The organism is Methylobacterium ajmalii (genome assembly GCF_036448855.1).
In the GTDB taxonomy this organism is placed as follows: Bacteria; Pseudomonadota; Alphaproteobacteria; order Rhizobiales; family Beijerinckiaceae; genus Methylobacterium; species Methylobacterium ajmalii.
The window spans coordinates 40,441-65,519 of record NZ_JAZFXT010000052.1; the positions used below are offsets into that span (position 1 = coordinate 40,441).

At 72.7% G+C, this 25,079-nt stretch carries 20 protein-coding genes and 1 pseudogene; 5 read left to right on the top strand and 16 right to left on the bottom strand.

Annotated features, from left to right (window positions below):
* Positions 1-188: 188 nt before the first annotated feature.
* The 4 genes from ftsH to pal form a co-directional block, all read right to left on the bottom strand.
* A complete protein-coding gene (gene ftsH, locus V3T34_RS21360; RefSeq protein WP_060846206.1) occupies positions 189-2,111 on the bottom strand; it encodes an ATP-dependent zinc metalloprotease FtsH in 1,923 nt (640 codons plus the stop codon).
* 146 nt (positions 2,112-2,257) lie between these two features.
* Positions 2,258-3,322 carry a tRNA lysidine(34) synthetase TilS gene (gene tilS / locus V3T34_RS21365; protein WP_407942747.1) on the bottom strand — a complete coding sequence of 355 codons (1,065 nt, stop codon included), beginning with the start codon at positions 3,320-3,322 and terminating at the stop codon, positions 2,258-2,260.
* Positions 3,323-3,346: 24 nt separating this feature from the next.
* Positions 3,347-4,309 (bottom strand): tol-pal system protein YbgF, encoded by a 963-nt coding sequence (ybgF, locus tag V3T34_RS21370; protein ID WP_305078363.1) that lies wholly within the window; start codon positions 4,307-4,309, stop codon positions 3,347-3,349.
* A 131-nt stretch (positions 4,310-4,440) separates the two neighbouring features.
* Entirely contained in the window at positions 4,441-4,986 is a 546-nt protein-coding gene (gene pal / locus V3T34_RS21375) for a peptidoglycan-associated lipoprotein Pal (RefSeq protein ID WP_060846208.1), read from the bottom strand.
* Positions 4,987-5,444: 458 nt separating this feature from the next.
* Between pal and V3T34_RS21380 the strand changes: the two genes are divergently transcribed.
* The gene (locus tag V3T34_RS21380; RefSeq protein ID WP_305078362.1) at positions 5,445-5,819 is read left to right on the top strand and encodes a response regulator; all 375 of its coding nucleotides are present in this window, start codon (positions 5,445-5,447) and stop codon (positions 5,817-5,819) included.
* On the opposite strand, the gene V3T34_RS21385 is transcribed toward V3T34_RS21380, so the two are convergent.
* The gene (locus V3T34_RS21385) at positions 5,809-6,273 is read right to left on the bottom strand and encodes a low affinity iron permease family protein (protein ID WP_060846210.1); all 465 of its coding nucleotides are present in this window, start codon (positions 6,271-6,273) and stop codon (positions 5,809-5,811) included. The two genes, V3T34_RS21380 and V3T34_RS21385, sit on opposite strands and share 11 nt — an antisense overlap.
* 329 nt (positions 6,274-6,602) lie before the next feature.
* Here V3T34_RS21385 and mgtE point away from each other — a divergent pair, with 329 nt between their 5' ends.
* Complete coding sequence (gene mgtE / locus V3T34_RS21390; protein WP_305078361.1) at positions 6,603-7,970, top strand: magnesium transporter; 1,368 nt, start codon at positions 6,603-6,605, stop codon at positions 7,968-7,970.
* A 196-nt stretch (positions 7,971-8,166) separates the two neighbouring features.
* On the opposite strand, the gene V3T34_RS21395 is transcribed toward mgtE, so the two are convergent.
* Positions 8,167-8,949, bottom strand: a complete 783-nt coding sequence (locus tag V3T34_RS21395; RefSeq protein ID WP_060846212.1) for a GyrI-like domain-containing protein — start codon at positions 8,947-8,949, stop codon at positions 8,167-8,169.
* A 256-nt stretch (positions 8,950-9,205) separates the two neighbouring features.
* Here V3T34_RS21395 and dapF point away from each other — a divergent pair, with 256 nt between their 5' ends.
* Positions 9,206-10,093: a diaminopimelate epimerase gene (gene dapF / locus V3T34_RS21400; protein ID WP_060846213.1), complete on the top strand. Its 888-nt coding sequence runs from the start codon at positions 9,206-9,208 to the stop codon at positions 10,091-10,093.
* Entirely contained in the window at positions 10,090-11,337 is a 1,248-nt protein-coding gene (mtaB, locus tag V3T34_RS21405; RefSeq protein ID WP_305078360.1) for a tRNA (N(6)-L-threonylcarbamoyladenosine(37)-C(2))-methylthiotransferase MtaB, read from the top strand. The genes dapF and mtaB overlap by 4 nt, the downstream gene beginning before the upstream one ends.
* A gap of 38 nt (positions 11,338-11,375) precedes the next feature.
* Here the strand turns inward: mtaB and eutC are convergent, their stop codons facing one another.
* The 3 genes from eutC to V3T34_RS21420 are packed head-to-tail and all read right to left on the bottom strand — an operon-like array spanning position 11,376 to position 14,417.
* Entirely contained in the window at positions 11,376-12,161 is a 786-nt protein-coding gene (eutC, locus tag V3T34_RS21410) for an ethanolamine ammonia-lyase subunit EutC (RefSeq protein ID WP_305078359.1), read from the bottom strand.
* Positions 12,158-13,528, bottom strand: coding sequence for an ethanolamine ammonia-lyase subunit EutB (locus V3T34_RS21415; protein WP_305078358.1), 1,371 nt, complete (start codon positions 13,526-13,528; stop codon positions 12,158-12,160). The genes eutC and V3T34_RS21415 overlap by 4 nt, the downstream gene beginning before the upstream one ends.
* 22 nt (positions 13,529-13,550) lie before the next feature.
* A complete protein-coding gene (locus V3T34_RS21420) occupies positions 13,551-14,417 on the bottom strand; it encodes a transglutaminase-like domain-containing protein (protein WP_305078357.1) in 867 nt (288 codons plus the stop codon).
* A 172-nt stretch (positions 14,418-14,589) separates the two neighbouring features.
* Here V3T34_RS21420 and V3T34_RS21425 point away from each other — a divergent pair, with 172 nt between their 5' ends.
* Positions 14,590-14,808 carry a DUF6894 family protein gene (locus V3T34_RS21425; protein WP_060846218.1) on the top strand — a complete coding sequence of 73 codons (219 nt, stop codon included), beginning with the start codon at positions 14,590-14,592 and terminating at the stop codon, positions 14,806-14,808.
* Between the two features lie 46 nt (positions 14,809-14,854).
* Here V3T34_RS21425 and V3T34_RS21430 read toward each other — a convergent pair.
* From V3T34_RS21430 to V3T34_RS21460, 7 genes and pseudogenes are all read right to left on the bottom strand, one after another.
* A pseudogene (locus V3T34_RS21430) lies at positions 14,855-15,269 on the bottom strand (SDR family oxidoreductase); the annotation flags it as partial.
* A 489-nt stretch (positions 15,270-15,758) separates the two neighbouring features.
* Positions 15,759-17,495 carry a hydantoinase B/oxoprolinase family protein gene (locus tag V3T34_RS21435; RefSeq protein ID WP_091886908.1) on the bottom strand — a complete coding sequence of 579 codons (1,737 nt, stop codon included), beginning with the start codon at positions 17,493-17,495 and terminating at the stop codon, positions 15,759-15,761.
* A complete protein-coding gene (locus V3T34_RS21440; protein ID WP_305078356.1) occupies positions 17,488-19,623 on the bottom strand; it encodes a hydantoinase/oxoprolinase family protein in 2,136 nt (711 codons plus the stop codon). The genes V3T34_RS21435 and V3T34_RS21440 overlap by 8 nt, the downstream gene beginning before the upstream one ends.
* Complete coding sequence (locus V3T34_RS21445; RefSeq protein ID WP_305078355.1) at positions 19,623-21,209, bottom strand: hydantoinase B/oxoprolinase family protein; 1,587 nt, start codon at positions 21,207-21,209, stop codon at positions 19,623-19,625. The genes V3T34_RS21440 and V3T34_RS21445 overlap by 1 nt, the downstream gene beginning before the upstream one ends.
* Positions 21,206-23,302 carry a hydantoinase/oxoprolinase family protein gene (locus tag V3T34_RS21450; protein ID WP_305078354.1) on the bottom strand — a complete coding sequence of 699 codons (2,097 nt, stop codon included), beginning with the start codon at positions 23,300-23,302 and terminating at the stop codon, positions 21,206-21,208. The genes V3T34_RS21445 and V3T34_RS21450 overlap by 4 nt, the downstream gene beginning before the upstream one ends.
* Before the next feature lie 82 nt (positions 23,303-23,384).
* Positions 23,385-24,179 carry an ABC transporter permease gene (locus tag V3T34_RS21455; protein ID WP_305078353.1) on the bottom strand — a complete coding sequence of 265 codons (795 nt, stop codon included), beginning with the start codon at positions 24,177-24,179 and terminating at the stop codon, positions 23,385-23,387.
* Positions 24,180-24,196: 17 nt separating this feature from the next.
* Complete coding sequence (locus tag V3T34_RS21460; protein ID WP_244537583.1) at positions 24,197-25,075, bottom strand: ABC transporter permease; 879 nt, start codon at positions 25,073-25,075, stop codon at positions 24,197-24,199.
* Between the last annotated feature and the right edge of the window lie 4 nt (positions 25,076-25,079).

Genomic DNA, 25,079 nt, shown 5'->3' on the forward strand with positions numbered 1-25,079 from the left:
CGCCGCTCGGGGCGCGGCGACCGATGCCGCCTCTTCCAGCCGGACGCGGTCACACGTTGGTTGGGTTATTTTGGGGCTCTGCCACAACGACAAGGGGCGACGGGATCCCTCCCGCCGCCCCTCGCTGCAAAAACCGGCCGGTGTGGACTTTTTAGCCCGCCCCGGCTCGTTCGGTCGCCCCGGCGCCGTCAGGCCTGGGGCTGGGGCTCGTAGCCACCGTCGTTCTCCCGCGGCCGGCCGCGGCCGGCGGAGGGGACCGGCGAGCCGCGGCTCGGGTTGGTCGGGTAGTCGCCGGCATCGCGCACGGGAGGCTTGCCGTTGATGAGATCGCGGATCTCGTCACCCGACAGGGTCTCGTACTCGAGGAGGCCGCGGGCCAGGGCCTCGAGGTCGGCGTGACGCTCGCTGAGGATGCGGCGGGCATCCTGCAGGCCGGCCTCGATCAGGCGGCGGACCTCGGCGTCGATCTTCTGGGCGGTGGCCTCCGACACGTTCTGCTGCCGGTTGACCTGCATGCCGAGGAAGACCTCGTCGTTGTTCTCGCCGTAGGCGACGGTGCCGAGCTCGGGGCTGAAGCCCCAGCGGGTCACCATCATCCGGGCGAGACGGGTCGCCTGCTCGATGTCCGACTGGGCGCCGGAGGTGACCTTGTCGTGGCCGAAGATCATCTCCTCGGCGACGCGGCCGCCCATCATGATGGCGAGGCGCGAGGTCATCTGCTCGAAGGACATCGACAGCTTGTCGCGCTCCGGCAGCTGCATGACCATGCCGAGCGCCCGGCCGCGGGGGATGATCGTCGCCTTGTGGACGGGATCGGTCGCCGGAACGTTGAAGGCCACGATGGCGTGGCCGCCCTCGTGGTAGGCGGTCAGCCGCTTCTCGTCCTCGGTCATGACGAGGGTGCGCCGCTCGGCACCCATCATCACCTTGTCCTTGGCGTCCTCGAACTCGTGCATCGTGACGATGCGCTTGCCGCGGCGCGCCGCCAGCAGGGCCGCCTCGTTGACGAGGTTCATCAGGTCGGCGCCCGAGAAGCCGGGGGTGCCGCGGGCGATCACCTTCAGGTCGACGTCGGGGGAGAGCGGGACCTTGCGGACGTGGACGCGCAGGATGCGCTCGCGGCCGATCACGTCCGGGTTCGGCACGATGATCTGGCGGTCGAAGCGACCCGGGCGCAGCAGGGCGGGGTCAAGCACGTCGGGGCGGTTGGTCGCCGCGATGATGATGATGCCCTCGTTGGCCTCGAAGCCGTCCATCTCCACGAGGAGCTGGTTGAGGGTCTGCTCGCGCTCGTCGTTGCCACCGCCCAGGCCCGCGCCGCGGTGGCGGCCGACGGCGTCGATCTCGTCGATGAAGATGATGCAGGGGGCGTTCTTCTTCGCCTGGTCGAACATGTCGCGGACGCGGCTGGCGCCGACGCCGACGAACATCTCGACGAAGTCCGAGCCCGAGATGGTGAAGAACGGCACGTTGGCCTCGCCCGCGACCGCCCGGGCGATCAGGGTCTTACCGGTGCCGGGGGGGCCGACCAGCAGCACGCCGCGCGGGATCCGGCCGCCGAGGCGCTGGAACTTCTGCGGGTCGCGCAGGAACTCGACGATCTCCTGGAGGTCCTCCTTGGCCTCGTCGACGCCCGCCACGTCCTCGAAGGTCACGCGGCCATGGGCCTCGGTCAGGAGCTTCGCCTTGGACTTGCCGAAGCCCATGGCCCGGCCGGCGCCCGACTGCATCTGGCGCGACAGGAAGATCCAGGCTCCGATGAACACCAGGATCGGCAGCCAGTTGACGAGCAGCGCGATGAACCACGGCGTGTTGTCGGAGGGCGGACGGGCCGTGATGGTCACGCCCTTGCCCTGCAGCTTCGACACCAGCGAGGGGTCGTTCGGCGCGTAGGTCGTGAAGGTGCCGCCGCTCGTGTAGCTGCCGCTCACCTCCTGGCCGGAGATGACCACGTTCTGGATGCGGCCCGCCTCGGCGTCGTTCAGGAGCTGGCTGTAGGCGATCTCCCCGCCGCCCGAGCGGTGACCCGGATTCTGGAACAGGGTCACGAGGGCCAGCACCAGCAGGAAGATGACGACCCACAGGGCGAAATTTCGGAAATTGGGGTTCATCGAAGAGTCAATCCCTGAGGAGCGCGGCGCCGCGCGGGCGTGCTGGGTGGGCACCGGCACTCGGGGTGCAATGTAGGCACCCGCCCCTGCCTTGCCAAGTAATGGTCCGGCGCCTGCGGCGCCGCGCGCCCGGCCACCCCCGCGCGTCACCCCGCGGGCGGGCGCCGCCGCGGCGGCTCCGGTTCCAGGACGAGGCGTCCGCCCCGGGCGGTGAGGAGCAGGCCGCCCAGCGTGCGGCGGCAGGTGCCTCCCGCCCGCAGGGCCGGCAGGACCTCGCCGAGGAGCACCCGCTCCAGCCGCTCGAGCCGCAAGGCCGTCCCGTGGCCGGCGATCGCCTCGAGCCCGAGCCCCGCGACCCGCAGGGCCACCGCCTCCGGCAGGGCCGCGAGGCCGGGACCGTCGAGGACGAGGCGTCCCTCCCCCGCCGGATCGGTCTTTCCCGCCGGATCGGTCCGTTGCAGGTCGTGGAACGCCGCGGCGGCGGCCTGCGCCAAGGCCGCCTCGTCGCGGCGCAGCCGACCGGCGAGGCGGGCGAGGCGCTCGGCGCTCAAGCCCTCCTCGGCCAGCAGCGGCAGCAGGCGCCGCAGCCGGGCGCGGCCGAAGCGCGGGTCGGCGTTCGAGGGGTCGCGGACGAACGGCCAGCCATGGGCCTCGCAGGTCGCTACGAGCCGGACCTTCGGCACGCTGAGGAACGGCCGCCCGAGGGTGAGGCGGGCACCGGCCGGGTCGTCGAGGAGGCGGGCGGGCGCCATGCCGGCGAGCCCCGTCGGGCCGGACCCGGCGCAGAGCCGCATCAGCACCGTCTCGGCCTGGTCGTCGAGGGTATGGGCGGTGAGGACGAGGTCGGCCCCGACCTCGCCGGCGAGGCCGGTGAGCAGACGGTAGCGCTCCCGCCGCGCCGCCTCCTGCAGCCGCGCCGCCGGCTTGCGCCCGGTCCAGGGGAGGATGCGGTGCGGCAGGCCGAAGCCCGCGGCGAGGCCCGCCACCCCCTCGGCTTCCTCTCGCGCGCCGGATCGCAGGCCGTGATCGACCGTGGCGACGACGAGCGGGATGGCGGTGGTCACGAGGGCGACGCAGCCCATCAGCGCCGTCGAATCGGGGCCGCCGGAGACCGCCAGCACCACCCCCCGGTAGGGGGTGCCGGGACCGATCCAGGCTCGCAGGAGGGCATCTCGCTCGGACGGGTCGAGGGGGCCGTCCCGGCCGCTCACGTCGACGGGCTCAGGCAGGCCGGATCACGCGGCGCAGCGCGCCCGCCGCTGCTCGCGGTCGACGCCCTGCTTCACGGTCGAGGAGGCCTGCGGGAACTTGCGCTCCAGCTCGGCCAGGGTGGCGCAGGCCTGCTCGCGGGCGCCGAGCGCGTTGAGCGAGGCGCCGAGCTTCAGCATCGCGTCCGGTGCCTTGCGCGAGCGGGCGTAGTCGGTCGAGACCTTCAGGAACTGCTCGGCCGCCTCGCGGGTGCGGTTGCGCTGCAGGTAGCTCTCGCCGAGCCAATAGGTCGCGTCCGGCACCAGGGTGTCCCTGGGATGCGACTGGATGAACTGGCGCAGGCTCATCTCGGCCTGCTCGTACTGGCGCTGCAGCACGTAGGCGTAGGCCGCCTCGTAATCGGCCTTCGCGTCGCCGGTGCCGGTGGCGGCGACGCTGGCGGAGGGGCGCGGCGCCGGCGTCGCGGCCGGGGCGGCGGCGCGAGCCGGCGGGCGCAGGTCCACGGGGGCGCCGTAATCGGGGGTCTCGTCCTCGATCGCGCCGCGGGGCGCGCTCAGCGCGGCGGTGGCGTTCGGGGTCGCGGCGGGGCGCGGCGCGGCGGGAGTCGCCTGGGACGGGGTCGCGCCGGAGGCCTGGGTGGTGCCGAGCGCCTGCGGGGCGCCCGGGGCATCGGGGTTCTGGGACGGATCGAAGGCGTCGCTGCGCTTGTGCGGCTTGGCCGGCGGGGTCGCGGAAGCCGGGCGCTGGCCGCCCTTCGACTCCTGGAACCGGAACTCGACGTCCTCCTGGAACTTGCGCAGCTGCTCCTTGAGCTGGCGGTTCTCGTACTGGAGCGACTCGATCTGCCCGGACATCTGGCGCGACTGGTTCTCGAGCCGGTTGAGGCGCACCACGAACTCCGACGCGTCCTGGGCCGCGGCCGGGCAGGCGGCGGCGAGGGCGAGCCCCGAGACGGCGAGGACGGGGGCAAGGAACAGGCGGCGAAGCATGGCGGGGCGCATCACGGCTCGGGTCAGGCTGCGGGTCCGCACTCGGCGAGTCCGCGCTCGGGAGGGCGGGTTAGCAGAAGCCGCGCCTCCCGGCAAAAGGGGCGGCGCGAGCCGCCCTCCCCTGTCGAGGCTCAGGAGCCGGCGCCGCCGTCGAGCACCGTGACGGCGCGGCGGTTCTGCGACCAGCACGAGATGTCGTTGCAGACCGCGACCGGACGCTCCTTGCCGTAGGACACCGTGCGCATGCGGTTCGAGCCGATGCCCCGGGAGGCGAGGTAGTCCCGCACCGCCTGCGAGCGGCGGGCGCCGAGGGAGAAGTTGTACTCGCGGGTGCCGCGCTCGTCGGCGTGGCCCTCGATCAGGAAGGTGTAGCGCGGGTAGCGCTGCAGCCACTGGGCCTGCTTGTCGAGGGTGGCGACGGCGGTGGGGTTCAGGTCGGTCGAGTCGGAATCGAAGAAGACCCGGTCGCCGATATTGACCACGAAGTCCTGGGCGCTGCCCGGCGTCGCGGGGCCGCCGCGGCCCCCGTACCCGCCGGCCCCGCCCGCGCCCCCGGCGCCGTAGGCCGCGGAGGCGTCGGCGAGGTCGTTGTTGCTCGCGCAGGCGGCCATCGAGAGGGCGAGCCCGAAGGCGGCGGCGATCTTGAGCGCGCGCAGGGGCGCGAGCGGCAGCGACATCGACCAAAACTCCTCTGGCGGCCCCGGGCGGGGCCGCGCCCGGCGACGGCCCGGAGCGGATCCTCCCGTCCGGCGGCGCCATGCACTGGAACACCGGATCGTCTGTAGTCCCGGCCGGTTAAGCGAAGGTTCCGTCAACCTTGACGGGAGCTCGACGCGCCGGCCGGTACCTGTCGGCCCCGCACGGTGACCGGAACCGGCGACACAACACCGTCGAAATACGGCCACGCTGCGGCGCCGCCGGCCGGCCGGCCACGGGCCGCCACGCCGTTGCACGAAGGCCACAGATCGGGCGGTCCGGGCACGGCGGCGCCGGCCACGGGATTGACGTGCGATTAACCAATTCGCGCGAGCGTCGGGGAATCGATCATCGGGACCGTCCGGCGATGCCAGCGCCTCTCCCTCCGCCTCCGACGCCCCGACCGGACGTCCCGCGCCGCCCCGGCGACCGGCCCTGCGTGCTGATCGTCGAGGACAGCTACATGCTGCTCGAGCTCCTGGTGACCCTGTGCGAGCAGCACGGGGTCGCGACGCTGACCGCCTCGAGCGGCGAGGCCGCCCTGATGCTGCTGCGCGAGCACGGCGCCCGGATCGACTGGCTCCTCACCGACATCCGGCTGCCCGGCCTCGTCGACGGCTGGAGCGTCGCCGAGGCCTTCCGGCAGATCCAGCCGCACCGCCCGGTGATCTATTCCTCGACCACCGCCAACCTGCACCACCCGGCGGTGTCCGGCAGCATCTTCGTGACCAAGCCCTACGTGATCGGCGACATCCTGCGGCTCGCCCGGATGATGGGGGGCGAGATGGAGGAGGCCCGCCGGCTCAGCGCCTGAGGCCGCCGCGCGATCCGGTCGCGGCCCGGGCCGCCGCCTCGGCCTTGGCGTTGGCCGCCTCCTCGGCGGCGTCCGCGGCCTCGCTGAGGCGAAAGTCCCGCGCCCGCGCCTCGCAGCGGGCGCGCAGGCCGTCGAGCTCCTCCTCGGTCAGGTTCTCGATGCCGATATAGGCGTTCTGGGCCGCGCTCGCCCGGATCAGCTCGTCGAGCTTGGCCTGGATCGCCGCGCCGTCGCGGTTCTGGGTGTTCTGGATCAGGAACACCATCAGGAACGTCACGATGGTCGTGCCGGTGTTGATGATCAGCTGCCAAGTGTCCGAGTAGTGGAACAGCGGGCCGGTCAACGCCCACACCGCGATCAGCAGCAGGCTCGCCGCGAAGGTGCCGGGGCGCCCCGCCGCCCGGGCGACCGCGGCGGCGAAATCCGAGAAGGTGCGGATGCGTGTCGTGACCATCGTGGCTCCCGCGGTTTCCCCGGGGCTTCCCCAAGGTTTTCTCGAATGTTTCCAGGGGCTCCAAGTCGACGAGACCCCGCTTACGAATTCCGATTGCGCGCCCGCGGTTCCCCTCTTGACGCAAGCCCCCGCCCGGCGCAGTGACGGGTCGCCCGCAGCGCGCTCTCGCGCCGCAGCATTCCCGGACACCCCCGACTCCATGCCGAGCGACAGTCACAGTCGACCGCCCTTGCCGTCTTCGGCCTGAGGTCCCGCGCGCTCAGCCTTTCGGCGGCTCGCCGCGACCGGCCGGAGACGGCCGGCCGACGCCAGCGCCCAACAGGTGAGCCATGACCGACACCGTGATCGACGCCCCCGTCGAGCCCGCCGCCCTCGCCGCGCGCCTCTCCGAGGAGAGCGCCCCCGATATCGTCGAGGCCCTGAACCGGGAGGCGCCGGAGGTGGCGGCCGCCATCCTGCTCAGCCTGCCGCACGACCGCGCCGTCGAGGTGCTGGACCAGCCCGAGCTCGACTGCGCCCCCGACATCATCGAGATGCTGCCGCGCGACCGCGTCGCCTCGTTCCTGTCGGGGATGTCGGCCGACCGGGTCACCGACGTCTTCCGCGAGATCGAGGAGCCGAGCCGCTCCGACCTGCGCACCCGCCTCGACGTCGAGACCCGCGGGGCGGTCGACAAGCTCATCGCCTATCCGGAAGAGAGCGTCGGCTCGATCATGACGACCGAGTTCGTCGCCGTGCCGACGACGTGGACGGTGGGGCTCACCCTCGACTACATCCGCAAGGTCGAGCGCACCCGCGAGACGATCTACTCGATCTTCGTCCTCGATCCGCGCACCGGGGCGCTCGCCAAGGCGGTCCCCTTGCGCCGCCTCATCACCGGCAACCCGGAGGACAACATCCTGTCGGTGGCGCCGAGCCGCCGCCCGGTGGTGGTCTCGGCCGATGCCAGCCGCGACCAGGCGGCCCGCCTGATCTCGAAATACGACCTCCTGGCGATCCCGGTGGTCGACGCCACCAACCAGGTGGTCGGCATCGTCACCGTCGACGACGTGATCGACGCGATGATCCAGAAGCAGACCGAGGACGTGCAGCGCTTCGGCGGCATGGAGGCGCTCGACGAGCCCTACATGTCGATCAACTTCCTGACCATGATCCGCAAGCGGGCCGGCTGGCTCTGCGTGCTCTTCCTGTCCGAGATGCTGACCGCCAGCGCGATGCAGGGCTTCGAGGGCGAGCTGGAAAAGGCCCTGGTGCTGACCCTCTTCATCCCGCTCATCATGAGCTCGGGCGGCAATTCCGGCTCGCAGGCGACCTCGCTGCTGATCCGGGCGCTCGCCCTCCACCAGGTGCGCTTGAGCGACTGGTGGCGGGTGGCGCTCCGCGAGATCCCGGCCGGGCTCACGCTCGGGGCGATCCTCGGGACGATCGGCGTGGTGCGGATCGTGATCTGGCAGAAGCTCGGCTTCTACGATTACGGCGAGCACTGGTTCCTGGTGGCCGCGACCGTCGGCACCGCGCTCGTCGGCATCGTGCTGTTCGGCTCGCTCACCGGCTCGATGCTGCCCTTCGTGCTCCAGCGCGTCGGCTTCGACCCCGCCACCGCCTCGGCCCCGTTCGTCGCCACACTCGTCGACGTGTCGGGGCTGGTGATCTACTTCACGGTGGCGCTGGTGATCCTGAAGGGGACGTTGCTGTAGCGCCCAGGATCGCCGTCCCGCGGCGGGGTCCGACCGATCCCGTCCGCGGCCTCCGGCCCACGGCCTTCGAGGTATGTCTCTACGGCGTATCGTCTGAGATCGATCCCGGATCGAGGTGCGGTCTTCCGCCCTCGGCTTCCCGAGTCCCGGATGTCGTCCCACGCACGCTCCGGTCGTTCGGGACGGCGCGCGGCTCCTACTTCGGCAGGGCGTAGATGTTGACCTCGAGCGCCTCGTCGGACGGGCTCGCGAGCGGCGTCAGGTACTCCTCGACGAAGGCGTCCTGGACCAGGATGCCCTTGGCGTCGAGATAGGCCGTCACCGTCTCGTAGGTCTGGTCGATGCCCTCGTAGGGCCCCTTGTGGGTGAAGCGCAGGGCCTTGCCGCTCGGGGTCGCGCCGAAGCGCAGGTCGTCGGGCAGGCCGGCGGGGCGCGGGCTCGGCACCGCTTCGACCGGCACCATCACCTCGTACTGGAAGCCGTCGTCGTCGGTGCGGTTGAAGACCGAGATCGGCTTGCCGTTGGCCTTGATGCCGGCCTGGGCCAAAGCCGCCTCGACCTTGGCGATCGCCTCCTTGAGGCTCGGCACCGCCTGGTCCCACTTCGCGTTGCCGGACAGGATCGCGGCGGGCTTGGCCGGCAGCGTCACCTCGTCGACGTCCGACGGGTCGCCCGGATTGGCGACGAGGGGCGGTCGGTTGGCGCTCGACGGCGCCGGCGCGGCGGGCGGCACCGCCGGGGTGCCGGGCGGCAGCGCCTTCTCGGGGGCGGGTGGCGTCGGCGCCTGGTTCGCGCCCGGGCCGGGGCCCGGGGCCGTGGTGGTCGGCAGCGGCGTCGTCTGGGCCGGCGAGGGCGTCGCAGCCGGGGGCGCTGCGGTCGACGGCACAGGGGCCGGCGCGGGCGCCTGGGCCAGAACGGAGGCCCCGCAGGCCAGGGACGCGGCGAGGCCGATCGCGATCGTCGGGAGGCGGGTCTTCATCACGGGCGGAACGCTCCGGTCTCTGGCGTAGGCCGGCCGGGGCCGGCTCTGGCAGGGGCCGGCGGAGGGCCGGCCGGCTCTGGCGTAGGGCCGGCATCGCCGGCCCGGTCGAACGCGTCAAGCGCAAAGCTGTTGCGCCCTCATCGCGAGACCGTGAGCATCGGCCCCACGGATCGCCCTCGTCTCGCCTGCGGACCGGTTCTGGTCCATACAGCGGCCGGCCCCTGTCCCATGTGCCCGCCGGAGAACCCTGCCCGTGTCCCCCCTCGCCCATCGCCGCTTCCTGAAGATGAACGGGCTCGGCAACGAGATCGTGGTTCTGGACCTGCGCGGGAGCGACGTGCGGGTGCAGCCCGCCGAGGCCCGGGCCATCGCGGCCGACCCGGCCTCGCGCTTCGACCAGATGATGGTGCTGCACGATCCCGTCACCCCGGGCACCGATGCCTTCGTGCGGATCTACAACACCGACGGTTCGGAGGCCGGCGCCTGCGGCAACGGCACCCGCTGCGTCGCCTGGGCGATGCTGGACGATCCCGCGATGGCGCGCCCGCCGCTGGGCGAGAACCTGCTTCTCGAGACCCGGCCCGGCCTGCTCGCGGTCGTGCGGGTGTCGCCGGTGGACTTCACCGTCGACATGGGGCGGCCGCGCCTGCGCTGGGACGAGATCCCCCTCGCCGAGCCCTTTCCCGACACCCGCCGCATCGAGCTGCAGGTCGGGCCGATCGACGATCCGGTGCTGCACTCGCCGGGGGCGGTCAGCATGGGCAACCCGCACGCGGTGTTCTTCGTCGAACGCGACCCCGACAGCTACGACCTCGCCCGGGTCGGGCCGCTGCTCGAATGCCACCCGATCTTCCCGGACCGGGCCAACATCTCCCTCGCCCGGGTCCTCGACCGCGGCCACATCCGCCTGAAGGTGTGGGAGCGCGGCGCCGGCCTGACCCGGGCCTGCGGCACGGCGGCCTGCGCCGCTCTCGTCGCAGCGGCGCGCCTGCGCCTCACCGACCGTGAGGCCACCGTCACCCTGCCGGGCGGCGATCTGCGCATCGTCTGGGGCGAGGACGACCACGTCCGCATGACCGGCCCGACCGAGCTGGAGCACGAGGGTACCTTCGCGCCCTCGCTGTTCGAGGCCGCCGCGTGAGCGTGGAGGTCCTGAGCTTCGGCTGCCGCCTCAACGCCGCCGAATCCGAGGCGATGCGCCGGCAGGCGGAAGCCGCGGGCCGCACCGATCTCCTCCTCTTCAACACCTGCGCGGTCACGGCCGAGGCCGGCCGCCAGGCCCGCAAGGCGATCCGGGCCGCCGCCCGCGCCAACCCGGCGGCCCGGGTGGTGGTGACGGGCTGCGGCGCGCAGGTCGAGACCGACGCCTACGCCGCCATGCCGGAGGTGGCCGAGATCGTCGGCAACCGCCGCAAGCTCGACCCGGCGACCTGGACCGTCCCCGCGCCCGAGCGGGTGCGGATCGACGACGTGATGGCGCCGGGCCCCGATCCGGTGCCCGCGGCGACGGCGATGCGGGCGCGCACCCGCGCCTTCCTGCCGGTGCAGAACGGCTGCGACCACCGCTGCACGTTCTGCGTCATCCCGTTCGGGCGCGGCAACTCGCGCTCGGTGCCGGCCGCCGAGGTCGTGGCGCAGGTCCGTGCGATGGTGGCGGAGGGCACCCGCGAGGTGGTGCTGACCGGCGTCGACCTCACCGCCTATGGCCGCGATCTCGGCGAGACCAGCCTCGGCGCCCTGGTGCGGGCGATCCTGCGCGGGGTGCCCGACCTCGACCGCCTGCGCCTGTCCTCGATCGATTCGGTCGAGGCCGATCCCGAATTGGTGGCGGCCTTCGCCGAGGAGGCGCGGCTGATGCCGCATCTCCACCTCTCGCTCCAGGCCGGCGACGACCTGATCCTGAAGCGCATGAAGCGCCGCCACGGCCGGGACGACGCGATCCGGTTCTGCGCCGAGATCCGGGCTCTTCGCCCCGACGCGGTGTTCGGCGCCGACCTGATCGCCGGATTCCCGACCGAGACCGAGGCGCAGTTCGCCCGCTCCCTCGACCTCGTCGCGGAATGCGGCCTCGCCCAGCTCCACGTCTTCCCCTACTCGCCCCGCCCCGGCACCCCGGCCGCGCGGATGCCCCAGGTCGCCCCGGCGGCGATCAAGGAGCGCGCCGCGCGCCTGCGCGAGGCCGGCGCGACCGCCTTCGCCCGCCGCCTCGAGCGCGAGGTCGGCGAGACCCGTCGCGTCCTGGCCGAGCGCGGCGGCACCGGCCGCACCGAGGGCTTTCTGCCGGTCCGGCTGCCGGAGGGCGTCGAGGCCGGGACGCTGATCGACCTGCGGATCGCCGGGCATGACGGGCAGGTCTTGCAGGGACAGAGGCTGCGGGCGGGGTGAGACGGGAAGCGACCCCGGCCTCACGCCACCACACCGCCTCACCGCCCCAGTGACTGCCGCTCCGCCGGTCCCTCGATCAGCCGGTCGCTCTCGTCCTTGAGCGCCACGCCGGTCAGCTCCCGGGTCAGCGCCTGGTCGATCAGCCAGGACAGCTTGAACGCCGCGAGGTCCGGCGCGAGCCCGGCGGCGCGCACGTTCGACAGGCAGTTGCGCTCGGCGTCGGTGCGGCCGGGGCGCGGGCCGAAGGTGAGGTAGACGCCGAGGCTGTCGGGCGAGGACAGGCCGGGCCGTTCGCCGATCAGCACAGCGACGGCGCGGGCCTTGAGCAGCGCGCCGACCGCGTCGCCGAGCGCGACCCGGCTCTGCGTCACGACGACCACCGGGGCGAGGCGCAACCCGGCGCCGGCGAGCGCCGGCTGGAGCGCCGCCAGCAGCGGCACCGCCCCCTCGTGGACCGCGCGGGCCGACAGGCCGTCCGCCACCACGAGGGCGAGGTCGACCGGATCGCTCGCCGCCGCCGCAAGCGCCGCCGCGGAGGTCTCGTCGAGGCGCCGCCCGAGATCGGGCCGGCGCAGGTAGGTCGCCCTGTCCGGCGCGGCCGAGGCCGCCACCAGCGTCTCGAAGCCGAGCGCCGCGATCGCCCCCCGCACCGCCTCGACGTCGAGGGGCGCGTGGACCGCGTCGCGGGCCTGGGCATGGGCGAGGGAGAAGCGCAGCACCTCCCGGGTCGGCAGGCCGGACCCGGCACGGCCGAGCGCGATCCGGGCCGGGGTCAGGGCGGCGAGGCGCCGCCAGGCCCCCGCCGCCTCGTCGTCGCGGCTCACGCGGCGATCCCCGAGAGCAGCGGCGCCCCGCCGCCGGGCCGCAGCACGCCGTCGGCGTCGGTCAGGCCCATCCGGGCGAGCCAGGCGGCGAATTCCGGCGCGCGCTTCAGGCCCGTCACCTCGCGCAGGTAGAGCTGGTCGTGGAACGAGGTCGACTGGTAGTTCAGCATCACGTCGTCGGCGCCGGGAATGCCCATGACGTAGGTCACACCGGCGGTGCCGAGCAGCGTCAGCAGCGTGTCCATGTCGTCCTGGTCGGCCTCGGCGTGGTTGGTGTAGCAGACGTCGACGCCGAGCGGCACGCCCATCAGCTTGCCGCAGAAATGGTCCTCAAGCCCGGCCCGGATGATCTCCTTGCCGTCGTAGAGGTATTCCGGCCCGATGAAGCCCACCACCGTGTTGACGAGGAGCGGCCGGAAGGCGCGGGCCACCGCGTAGGCCCGGGCCTCCAGGGTCTGCTGGTCGATGCCGTGATGGGCGTTCGCCGAGAGCGCTGAGCCCTGGCCGGTCTCGAAATACATCACGTTGTCGCCCAGGGTCCCGCGCCTCTGCCCCAGGGCCGCCTCGTGCGCTTCCCTGAGGAGCGGCAGGGTGACCCCGAACGACGCGTTGGCGGCCTGCGTGCCGGCGATCGACTGGAAGACGAGGTCGACCGGCACGCCGCGGTTCATCGCCTCCAGCGTCGTGGTGACGTGGGTGAGCACGCAACCCTGGGTCGGGATGTCGAAGCGCTCGATCGTCTCGGACAGGAGGTGCAGCAGGCCGGCGAGCCCCTGCACCGAATCCGAGACCGGGTTGATGCCGATGCAGGCATCGCCGCAGCCATAGGCCAGCCCGTCGAGGATCGCCGCGGCGATGCCGGCGGGATCGTCGCTCGGATGGTTGGGCTGGAGGCGCACCGCCATCGTGCCGGGGAGCCCGATGGTGTTGCGCAGGCGGGTGACCACCCGGGCCTTGCGGGCGACCAGGATCAGGTCCTGGTTGCGCATGATCTTCGAGACCGCGGCGGCGATCTCCGGCGTCACCCCGGGGGCGATCGCCGCCAGGGTCTCGGACGGGGCGGTGAGCAGGAACTCGCGGAAATCGCCGACGGTCAGGTGTCCGATCCGCGCGAAGGCCGCCGCGTCGTGGGTGTCGAGGATCAGCCGCGTCACGTCGTCGGCCTCGTAGGGGATCAGCGGCCGGGCCAGGATCTCGGCGAGTGGCACCTCGGCGAGGCACCAGCGCGCCGCGACGCATTCCTCGGCGCTTTCCGCCGCGAGCCCCGCCAGCCGGTCGCCGGAGCGCGGCGGGGTCGCCTTCGCCATCAGCTCGGCGAGGTCGGAAAAGACGAAGGTCCGGGGTCCGACGACGTGGCGGTAGCTCATGCGGGGCCTCCCGGGATGGAACCTAGCGCAGGCCGCCCCCGGCGTCAGGGCCCTCCTCGGCGGTCGAGATCGCCGCGACCGTGCGCTCGCCCGTCTCCGGCGCGCCGTCGGCCCGCTCGATGCGGATCTCCATGCCGGTCGGGCTCATCTCGCCGAAGGGCGTCGAGAAGGCGATCTCGGCCGCGTCCCGCCCGACGCCGATCCGCACCAGCCCGTCGAGATTGGCCTGCCGCGTGGCGTCGAACAGCCACCAGCGCCCGTCGAGATAGGCCTCGAACACCGCGTGGAAGTCGCACGGCACGAGGCCGTAGGCGTAGCAGCTGACGAAACGGGCCGGGATGCCGAGCGCCCGGCAGAACGCGGCCCCGAGATGCGCGAAATCGCGGCACACCCCGGCCCGTTTCAGCAGCGTCTCGTCGGCGGTGGTCTCCTCGTCGCTGGCGCCGCGCACGTAGGCGATGTGGTCGTGGATCCAGTTGCAGATCCGGTTCACCCGCTCGAAGCCCGGGGGGACGTCGCCGAACTCCGCCTCGGCGAAGGCCGCGAGGCGGTCGGAGGAGACGAAGCGGCTCGGCAGCAGGTAGGGCAGGATGGCGAGCGGCAGGTCCTTCACCGGCGTCTCGCCGATCCCGGCGGGGTCGGCCCGGTGGGGATCGAGCGTCACGGCGGCCTCGTAGTCGAGGCTGAAGCGGCCGGGCGGCACCGTGACGGCGACGTAGCGGTTGCCGGTCTCCGGCGCCGCGTGTCGGCGCAGGGCGAGATCCGGGGAGAGCCGCAGCGTCTCCGAGAGGTCGCCGTGGCGCGCCAGCCGTGCGACCTCCAGGTTGAAGATGAAAACCGTCTCCGTCTCGACCTCGTAGGAGAGACGACAACCTAAAGTGTAGCGCACGGCTTGAGTCCCTTCCCGCTGGCGGGCTAGGGTGACGCAAGAGCCGCGCCGAATCGACCGGTCTCGTGGGCCGCTCCGGGGCGGCCCGAACTTTGCTAGGCAAGGCTTAGCCTGCCTTAGGGCCGATTGTCGTGGGGCCCGGCAAGACCGGGGCGAGCAGGGAGGACACGCCGTGCACCGCTACTTCTTCGACCTCGAAGCCGGAACCTGGGACGCCCGCGACACGATCGGCGTCGTGCTGACCGATGCCGGCGCCGCCCATGCCGAGGCCGTCCAGGCCCTGCGCTCGTGCTCCCTCGACCCGGCCCGCTCCGCCGGCGCCGCCCTCGCCATGAACGTCCGCGACGAGACCGGGCGGACGCTCTTCCGGGTGTCGCTCGCAGCCGCATAGAGCCGAGCCTGCCGCTCCGGGGTGGCTTCGCCGGGGCGGCGTGCCGTCAGATCATGGGCTTGCCGCCGGTCGCCGCCACGGTGGCGCCCGAGACGTAGCTCGCCTCCTCGCTGGCCGGCATCACGTAGACGGGGCTGAGGTCGACCGGCTGGCCGGGGCGCTTCATCGGCACCTGCGAGCCGAACTGGCGCACCTTCTCCTCGGGCATGGTCGAGGGGATCGGCGGGGTCCAGACCGAGCCGGGGAGCGACGCAATTCACCCGGATCTCCTCGGCGAGCAGCTGCGCCAGGCCGCCGGTGAAGTTCCGGATCGCCCCCTTGGTGGTGGCGTAGGCGAGCAAGTGCGGGCGCGGCGCGTCGGCGTTGATCGACGTCGTGTTTATGATCGCCGCGCCCGGCCGCATGTGCGGCACCGCCGCCTTGGTCAGGTAGAACATCGCGTGGATGTTGGTGCGGAAGGTGACGTCCAACCCCCGTGGGGGCCGATCACCACGCGGCGCGATCGCCTGGATGCCGTCCTGCGCCGGACTGTTCACGGCCTTGGCGACCACCGGCTCTTGGCTCGGCGTTGGTGAAGGCGAACAGCGACAGGGTACCGTCCCGTCGTCCGACCGTAGAATGCCGCTGGTCGACGAAGCGAGAGATCGGATTCCTTCCTGATCGCCGCAACGTCGACCTTGCGAGGGACGTGGACGCGCAGGCTCGGCACGGTCTCGCCGCAGCCTGCTCGAGGCTGCGGCTCGGGTCATCGAACATGGCGTCGTCCGTGGTGCCTCCTCAGGACGGGCGTCGTCGCCATCCAGGGCACCAACGAGATCGTGCTCCGTGCCTCCCGCGACGCAGCCGTGCGAACGGCTGCCCCGGCGACGGCGCGGGCCGTCGCTGACGGTGTGATTCCTTGGCGGGTCGCACGCGCGGCACGGCTTTCGCGAGGCGGATGGCCGCTTCTCTCACGCCATCCGACCCCCCTCCCGGCGCAAGGCCGCCGTCGCCGCGAGATCGAGGCATGGGCGGTCCTCGCCGGCGATCACCACGCCGTACCGGGCTCGCGCCGCCGCCCTGCTAACCTTTTCGTCAATCACGTCCTGGAGCACCAGGGCGGGGTCACGGGTGAGAGGATCGCCCCAGCCGCCGCCGGAGGGCGTGACGTGGAGGAAGATGTCGCCGCGGCGCAGCCGGACCGGAACCGTCACCAGAACCGGCAGGGTGCGCTCGGCATCGCCCGAGAGCACGCGGTTGACCGGTCCGCTGCCGGCCTCTCCTCCGTCGAGCCCGTGCGGGGGGAAATCGCGCTTGTCCGACCGCAGGGTGAGGACGCCGCTCTCGCCCAGAAACTCGTATTCGCGCAGGAGCGCGTGGCCGCCGCGCTGGCGCCCGGGGCCTCCCGTATCCGGGGCGATGCCGTAGCGCCGGACCCGGATCGGGAAATTGGCCTCGATCAGCTCGACCGGCACGTTGGCCTGGTTGGCGCCCATATGCGGCACGCCCTCCTGGCCGTCATGGCCCCGTGCCGCGCCCCAGCAGCCCATCAGGGTCTCGGAGAACACGAACGGGCGCCCGTCGTGCCAGCCGCCGATCGCCGGCACCGAGGCGCCGCCCGGACCGTCCGCCGTGACGCGGTCGGGCAGGACCGGGGCGAGCGCCGCGATCACGCAGTCGATGATGCGGTAGCCGGTGATGCCGCGCGCGCCGGTCGGCGCCGGGTAGACCGCGTTCACCACGGTGCCGAGGGGGGCCGTGACCGTCACCGCCCGGGTGAAGCCGTGGCAGTTCGGCAGCTCGGAGCCCATGATCGAGCGCAGCGCCGTGTAGACCCCCGCCTTGGTGAAGGGCAAAGGCGTGTTGACCCCGCCCTCGACCTGGGCCGAGGTGCCCTCCCAGTCGATCGTGATCGCGTCGCCCGCCACCGTCACGGCGACCTGGAATACGATCGGCTCAGGGGTCTCGCCGAGGCCGTCGATGTGGTCGGTGAAGCGGTAGGTCCCGTCGGGAATCTCGCGGATCTCGGCCCGGGTCAGGCGCTCGGTGTAGTCGTGCAGTTCCTCGGCATAGGCCAGCACCTCCTCGACCGAGTAGCGGGTCATCAGCTCGGTCAGGCCGCGCCGGGCGGCGGCGCAGGCGGCGATCTGGGCGTTGAGGTCGCCGGTGAGCTGGTCGGGCACCCGCACGTTCAGGCGCAGCATCTCCCACAGCTTGGCGTCCGGCCGGCCGCGCTCCTCGAGCTTGAGGAAGGGCACCCGGATCCCCTCCTGGATGATCTCGGTCGCCCCGAGCGCGTTCGAGCCCGGGACGATGCCGCCGACATCGGCGTGGTGCGCGACCGTGGTGGCCCAGCCGACGAGGCGCCCGGACAGGAAGATCGGCTGCACGATGTAGAAGTCGGGCAGGTGCTGGCCGGCCGCCGCGTAGGGATCGTTCCCGATGAAGGTGTCGCCCTCGTGCACGTCGCCGGCGTAGCGCGTGATCAGGTGGCGCATGGCGTCGTAGAACGAGCCGAGATGCATCGGCGTCGTCACGCCTTGCGCCAGGGTCTGCCCCTCGGGGTCGCAGAGCGCGGTCGAGAAGTCCATCGAGTCGCGCACGATCGGCGAGTGGGCGGCCCGCATCAGGATCAGGGCCATCTCGTCCGCGATGGTGTCGAAGGCGTTCTTCATCACCTCGAGGCGGATCGGGTCGATGTCACGCATGGGTGGGGCTCCGCTGGGCTGGGTTCCGCGCGGTGCCCGCCGCGGCGGCTCCGAGCGCGATCAGGATGTTGCCGTCGGGATCGAGGCGGGCGGTGCATCCGGGTGGCACCAGGGTCGTGCCCTCGTACTCCTCGACCACGAGGGGGCCGGGGCGCGGGACCGGGCCGAGGTCGGCCCGGCCGATCACCGGGGTGTCGTGGGCGCCGAGGTCGCGCCCGAAATAGACCCGCCGGGTCTCCCGGGGCGTCGCCACGGCGCGGCCGTGGCCCGGAGCCGATGCGTCCCGGGGCAGCCGCCCGGTCACCCGCAGGGTGACGATCTCGATCGGGTTCCCCGGCAGGTCGTAGCCGTAGCTGCGCCGGTGCGCCTCGGAAAACAGCCGCGCCGCCTGGGCGAGGTCGCGGCCCGCGTCGAGGTCGAGGGTCAGCTCGAAGGCCTGGCCGGCATAGCGCAGGTCGGCGGCGCGGGTGAGGACCAGCCGCTGCCGCGTCTCGCCGAGCTCGGCGAGGACCTGCTCCTCCAGGGTTTCGTAGGCGGCCTCCAGGGCGTGGGGCTCGGCGGCGTCGAGGCGGCGCGGATGCGCGACGGAGGCGCCGGTCTCGACCTCGGCGTAGAGGAGGCCGAGCGCGCTGAACACGCCGGCCCCCGGCGGCACCACGATCCGGGTGATGCCGAGCGCCCGGGCGAGGGACGCCGCGTGGATGCCGCCATTGCCCCCGAAGGCGAGCAGCGCGAAATCGCGCGGGTCGCGCCCGCGATAGGTCGAGACGCTCTTCACCGCCCGGGTCATCACGGTCGTGACGAGTTCGTGCACGCCGTGGGCGGCCTCGTCGAGGGACAGGCCGAGGGGCTCGGCCACGCTCTCGCCGAGCGCCCGCCGGCTCGCCGCGGCGCTGATCGGCACGCTGCCGCCGGCGAGCGCCCGCGGGTTGAGGTAGCCGAGGACGACGTTGGCGTCGGTGACGGTCGGGGCGGTGCCGCCGGCCTCGTAGCAGGCCGGGCCCGGCACGGCGCCGGCGGAATGCGGCCCGACCTTCAGCGCCCCGGCCTTGTCGATCCAGACGATCGAGCCGCCGCCGGCTCCGACCTCCGAGATGTCGATCACCGGCAGCTTGAGGGCGTAGCCGCCGCCCTTCGACAGCTTGGACGAGAGCGAGATGCCGCCGCCGACCTCGTACTCGTCGGTGCGCGAGAGCGCACCGTTCTCGATCAGCGATGCCTTGGCGGTGGTGCCGCCCATGTCGAAGGAGATCACGTCACGGTATCCCGCCGCAGCGCCGCGATGACGGGCGCCGAGCACCCCGGCGGCCGGACCGCACTCGACGATCTGGGCCGGGCGGCGCATCACCGTGCGGGCATCGACGATGCCGCCGGCCGAGTGCATCATGAACAAGCGCTCGGGCAGCCCCTCGGCGGCGAGCCGGGCGACGAGCGATTCGAGGTAGGCCCGCACCGCCGGTCCGACATAGGCGTTGATCACCGTGGTCGAGGTGCGCTCGTATTCGCGCATCTCCGGCAGCACGTCGACCGAGAGCGACACGAAGGCGTCGGGCAGGCGCTCGCGCAGGAGTACGCCGATGCGCCGCTCGTGCTCCGGGTTGGCGTAGGAATGCAGCAGGCAGACCGCGACCGCCTGGACGCCCTCGGCGGCGAGCCGGTCGATCGCCCGGATTACGCTTCCCTCGTCGAGAGGTTCGAGCACCCGGCCGGCGAAGTCGAGCCGCTCGTCGACCTCGAGACGCAAGGAGCGCGGCACCAGCACGGGGGGCTTGCGGTAGAGCGGGTCGTAGAGCCGCGGCACGCGGATGCGGCGCAGCTCCAGCACGTCGCGAAACCCCGCCGTGGTGATGAGGCCGGTCTTCGCGCCCTTGCCCTCCAGGATCGCGTTGGTGGCGACCGTGCAGGCGTGCAGCACCTCCGACACCGCGCCGACCGGCACGCCCTCCGCCGCCAGGATCTGGCGGATGCCCTCGACGACGCCGCCCGCGTAATCCGCCGGGGTCGATGGCACCTTGCGGGTGGCGATGCGCCCGTCCGGATGGATCAGCGCGACGTCCGTGAAGGTGCCGCCGATATCGGCGGCGACCCGCACGCCGCCCCGTTCTATGCCGCTCGTCATGCCCGTCATCACGGCGCTCCCCATCCGCCCCCGCAGGGGGTCTCCACGATCACCATCTCGTCGGCGCCCACGCCGTGCGAGCCCTTGCCCGGTACGGTCCGGGCCGCGCCGTTCCGGTCGACCAGGCGGTTGATGCCGGGCCGCCCGTCCTCGCCGCCGTGCAGGCCGTAGGGCGCGTGGCGGCGCCGGTCGGTCTGGAGCGAGACCCGGGCCTCGTGATCGAGGACCCGCAGTGCCCGCACGACGCCGCGCCCGCCCGGATGCAGGCCGCCCCCGCCCGGCACGTCGCGGAGCTCGTAGCGCTCGACCCGCAGGGGATAGGCGATCTCGAGCGATTCGACCGGCGTGTTGAGCGTGTTGGTCATGTTGACCTGGACCGCATCCATGCCAGGTCCGCGCGGGCGTCCGCCCTGCCCGCCGCAGATCGTCTCGATGTAGGTGTAGGATCGGCCGGTGCGCGGATCGCGTCCGCCGATGCCGATCAGGTTCATGGTGCCCTGGCTCGCCGCCGGGATGCGATCGGGCGCGACCTGCGCGAAGGCGCGCAGCACCGTGTCGCAGACCCGTTGCGTCGTCTCGGTGTTGCCGGCGCAGACCGCCGCCGGGTGGCGGGCGTCGAGGACGCTGCCTTCCGGGATGCGGATCTCGATCGCCCGCAGCACCCCGGCATTCGGCGGCAGGGTCGGGTCGGTCAGCACCTTCACGGCGAAGAAGGCGGCCGATTGCGCCATCGGGGCGACCGCGTTGACGTTGCCGGCGCGCTGCGGCGCCGTACCGGCGAAGTCGAGGATCAGCCGCTCCGGCGAGACCGTGACGGAGACCCGGATCGGCACCGGCTCGTCCGAGGTGCCGTCGTTGTCGAGGCAATCCTCGGCCACGTAGGTTCCGGGCGGCAGCTCGGCGAGGCGGCGCCGCATCCGCCTCTCGGAATAGTCGAGGATCGCGTCGAACCCGGCGACGAGCGTGTCGGCGCCGTAGCGCCCGGCGATCTCGGCGAGGCGGCGTGCGCCGACCCGGAGGCAGGCGAGCTGGGCGTTGAGGTCGCCGCGGCGCTCCTCCGGCGTGCGGACATTGGCGAGGATCAGCGCCATCACGTCGGCCTGCTCGGCGCCTGCGCGCACCAGGCGCACCGGCGGGATGATCAGGCCCTCCTGGAACACCTCGGTCGAGCGGCCGGGCATCGAGCCGGGCTCCATCCCGCCGACGTCGGAATGGTGGGCGCGGCAGGCGAGGTAGCCGACGAGCCGGTCGCCGTGTTGCGCGTCTCGGACATGGACCGGCGCCACCAGGGTGATGTCCGGCAGGTGGGCACCGCCGACGAAGGGATCGTTGACGACGATCACGTCGCCGGCTTCGAGCGGCCCGGAGCGGGCGAGGATCGCCGGCATCGCCCGCATCATCGCGCCGAGATGGACCGGGACGTGCTCGGCCTGGGTGACGAGCTGGGCGCGGGCGTCGAAGATCGCCGTCGAGGCGTCCATGCGCTCCTTGATGTTCGGCGAGAAGGCGGTGAGCTTGAGCACCGCGCCCATCTCCTGCGCCACCGCCTCCAGGGCGTTGCGCAGCACCTCGAGGGTGATCGGATCGACGGTCATGCGGGCATCTCCACGATCAGGCTGCCGGACGCGTCGGCGACGGCGCGGTCGCCCGGGTAGAGGATGGTGGTGGCCGAGACCTCCTCGATCACCGCCGGGCCCTCGACGACGTTGCCGGCGCGGAGCGCGGCGCGGGCGAAGACCGGTGCGTCGTGGAAGCCCGGGATGTCGGTTCGCGACAGCGCCTCGAAATAGACCGGGCGCGAGCCGGTCCGTGCCTCCGGCGGGGGCACCGCCCCGCCCTCCTCCAGGACCGGCAGGACCGGGGTGTCGATCCGCCCGACCGCGGTGACGCCGAAGCTGACGCACTCGACGGGGGCGGACGCGTCCGCATGGCCGAACCGCGCGCGGTGGGCGTCGTGGAAGCGGGCCGGTACGCCCGCCCAGTCCACCTCGTCGAGGCGCGCGGGAAGTGCGATCGGCAGCTCGTAGCTCTGGCCGACGTAGCGCATGTCGACGAAGGCGGAGACGGTCCGCCGGTCCGGCGGGACCGTGTCGGCGGCGAGCAGCGCGTCGCCGCGGGCGGTCAGCGCCGCGACGATCCCGGCCGCCCGCTCGGCTGCGAAGTCCGCGTGGGCGCCGACATGGGTCTCGACGAGGTCGTGGCGCAGGTCCGACACGAGCTGGCCGAGCGCGCACAGGATGCCGGGGGTCGGAGGGACCAGGAGGCGCGGGATCGCCAGGTCGCGGGCGACCGGGGTGCCGTGCATCGGCCCGGCGCCGCCGAACGGCACCAGGGCGAAGTCCCGCGGATCGAGCCCGCGCTCCACCGACACCACCCGGATGCCGCGCACGATGGTGGCGTGCGCCACCCGCAGGATGCCGGCCGCCGCCGCGACGACGTCGAGGCCGAGCGGCGCGGCGATCGTCGCGACCGCCGCCCGCGCCGCCGCGAGGTCGAGGGTCAGGTCGCCGCCGAGCCTCGTGTCGGCGCCGAACCGGCCGAGCACCAGGTTGGCGTCGGTGACGGTAGGCCGGGTGCCGCCGCGACCGTAGCAGGCCGGGCCCGGCACCGCCTCGGCGCTCATCGGTCCGACCCGCAGGGCGCCGCCGTCGTCGATCCAGGCGATGGATCCGCCCCCGGCCCCGATGGCGTTGATGTCGATCACCGGCAGGCGGATCGGCACCGTCTCGAGCCGGGCCTGTCGGGTGAGGATCGGTTTCCCCTCGCGGATCAGGCTGATGTCGGTCGAGGTGCCGCCGATATCCATCGTGACGATGTCGCGGATGCCGGCGAGCCCGGCGACGTGGGCGCTGCCCACCACCCCGCCGGCGGGCCCCGACAGCACGGTGTGGACCGGCTTCTCGCGGGCCGAATCGAGGGTCATCAGGCCGCCCGAGGCCTCGATCACCATCACGGGGCTGGTCTCGGGCAATCCGAGCCCGTCCTCCCGGTCCGCGAGCAGACCCGCCAGGGAGCCGAGATAGGTTTCCATGATCGGGCGCAGATAGGCGTTGAGCACCGCGGTCGAGGCGCGCTCGAACTCGCGGAATTCGGCGACGATCTCGGTCGAGGCGCAGACCGGCACGCCGGGCAGGAGGCGCTCCAGCAGGGCCTTGGCGGCGCGCTCGTGCGCCGGGTTGGCGTAGGAATGCAGGAACGTCACGGCGACCGCCTCGACGCCCCGTGCCCGCATGTCGGCGGCCGCCGCTTCGAGGTCGGCGAGCGAGAGCGGCTCGATCTCACGCCCGGCGGCATCGATGCGGCCGGCGGCGGTGTAGCACAGCTCCTGCGGCACCAGCGGCGGCGGCCGGACGTCGTCGAGATCGAACAGGCTCGGGCGGTCCTGGCGGCCGATCAGCAGGAGGTCGCGAAACCCCCGGTTGGTGACGAAGGCGGTGCGGCCGCCCTTGCGCTGGATCACCGCGTTCGTCGCCGTGGTCATGCCGTGGCCGACATAGGCTATCTCGGCGCCGGAGAGACCCTGCGCGGCGACCGCCCGCTTCAGGCCCGCCACCGTGCCCAGCGCGCGGTTGCCGGGCGTCGTCGGCACCTTGGAGACGCTGATGCGGCGGCTCGCCTCGTCGTAGGCGATGCTGTCCGTGAAGGTGCCTCCGACGTCGGAGGCTACACGAAGCCGGGAGGCGGCCATGATCGCTCCTCTCAATTTGAGTGTAACAGTACCGTTTCCGTTACTTTTATCTCTAGGGAAGTGGGCTCGGGGGGCCCCTCCCCTACTTCACGAAGGTCCGCGACAACCCGGCGGTGCGATCGACCACCAGCACGATCACCACCGTGAGCGCGATAAGCAGCACCGAGACCGCGGCGACGAGCGGGTCGGCCTCGTTCTCGACGTGGTGGAACATCCAGACCGGCAGGGTCGTCAGGCGCGGCCCGGTGAGGAAGAGCGAGATCACCACCTCGTCGAAGGAAACGAGGAAGCAGAGCGAGGCCGAGGCCGCGAGCCCCGGGCGGATCGCCGGCAGGGTCACGCGCCAGAACACGCGCAGGGGCGAGGCGCCGAGCGTGGCCGCCGCCTCCTCGGCCGCGAGCGGCGCCGCGGCGAGCGCGGTCGAGAGGACCCGCAGGGCATACGGCAGCGTCACCACCAGATGGGCGCCGACGAGGCCCGGGAAGGTGGCCAGCAGCCCGAGCGGCGCGAACACGATCAGGATCGCGAGACCGAGCACGATCGCCGGCAGCAGCAGCGGAGCGGTGAGGAAGCCCTCGAGGGCGCTGACCCACCCCCAGCGCAGCCGCACGAGCGCGACCGCCGCCGGCAGGGCGGTCAGCAGGCTGAGCGCGGTGACGATCAGCGCCAGGACCACGCTGGTCGCGAAGGCGTCGAGCACCGCACCGCCGGAGAACGCGGCGCGGTACCAGCGCAGGCTCCAGCCGGAGGGCGGGAAGGACAGGTAGGGATCGGCGCTGAACGAGATCGGGATCGTGATCAGCACCGGCGCCAGCAGGAAGGCCAGCAGCGGCACCGCGAGCAGAACCAGGCCGGGGGACACCTTGCGCTCGTCCATGGTCATCCGCTCCTTCGTTACCCGATCTTGCGCACGAGGCGGCCGTAGAGGACGAGGGCGAGGCCGAACATCGCCAGGATGACGATCGACAGGGCGGCGGCGAGCGGCCAGTTCAGGGTGACCATCGCCTGGTCGTAAATCTCGGTGGCGAGCAGGAAGACCCGGCCGCCGCCCAGCAGCTTCGGGGTGATGAAGGAGCTGAGCGCCAGCACGAAGGTGAGCAGGCAGCCGAGCGCGATCCCCGGCAGGGTGAGCGGCAGCACGACCCGCAGGAAGGTGCGCAGCGGCGAGGCGCCGAGCGTCGTCGCCGCCTCCTCGCAACGCGGATCGAGGCGCCCGAAGCCGGCGAGCAGCGACAGGATCATGTAGGGCATCAGGATCTCGGTGAGCCCGATCACCACGCCCACCGTGTTGAACATCAGCCGCAAGGGGGCCGACATCCCGAGCGCCATCAGCACGCCGTTGACGAGTCCCTGGTCGTAGAGGAGCGCGACCCAGCCATAGGTGCGCACCACCGCCGAGGTCAGGAGCGGGGTGATGACGAGCACGAGGAGCAGGGTGCGGACCGTGCCGCGGCAGCGGTGGATCAGCAGCGCGATCGGGTAGCTCAGGACCAGGGTGAGCCCGGTGATGAGCGCACAGGTGCGCACGCTGTCGACGAGGAGTTCGGCGTAGAACCCGTCGGTGAGGATCGCGCGCCAGCTCGACAGGTCGAAGCTCTGGCGCAGGGTGCCGATCGCGTCGACCTTGAGGAAGGACAGGCGCAGCAGGTTGAGCACCGGCGCGACGAAGCCGAGCAGGTTGACGGCGACGATCGCCGCCAGCAGCGCCGGGCCGGCGGGCAGGCGCCTCGGGTTCGGCATGTCGGGGGGCGGCACGGCGAGCGCGGCGGTCACGGGC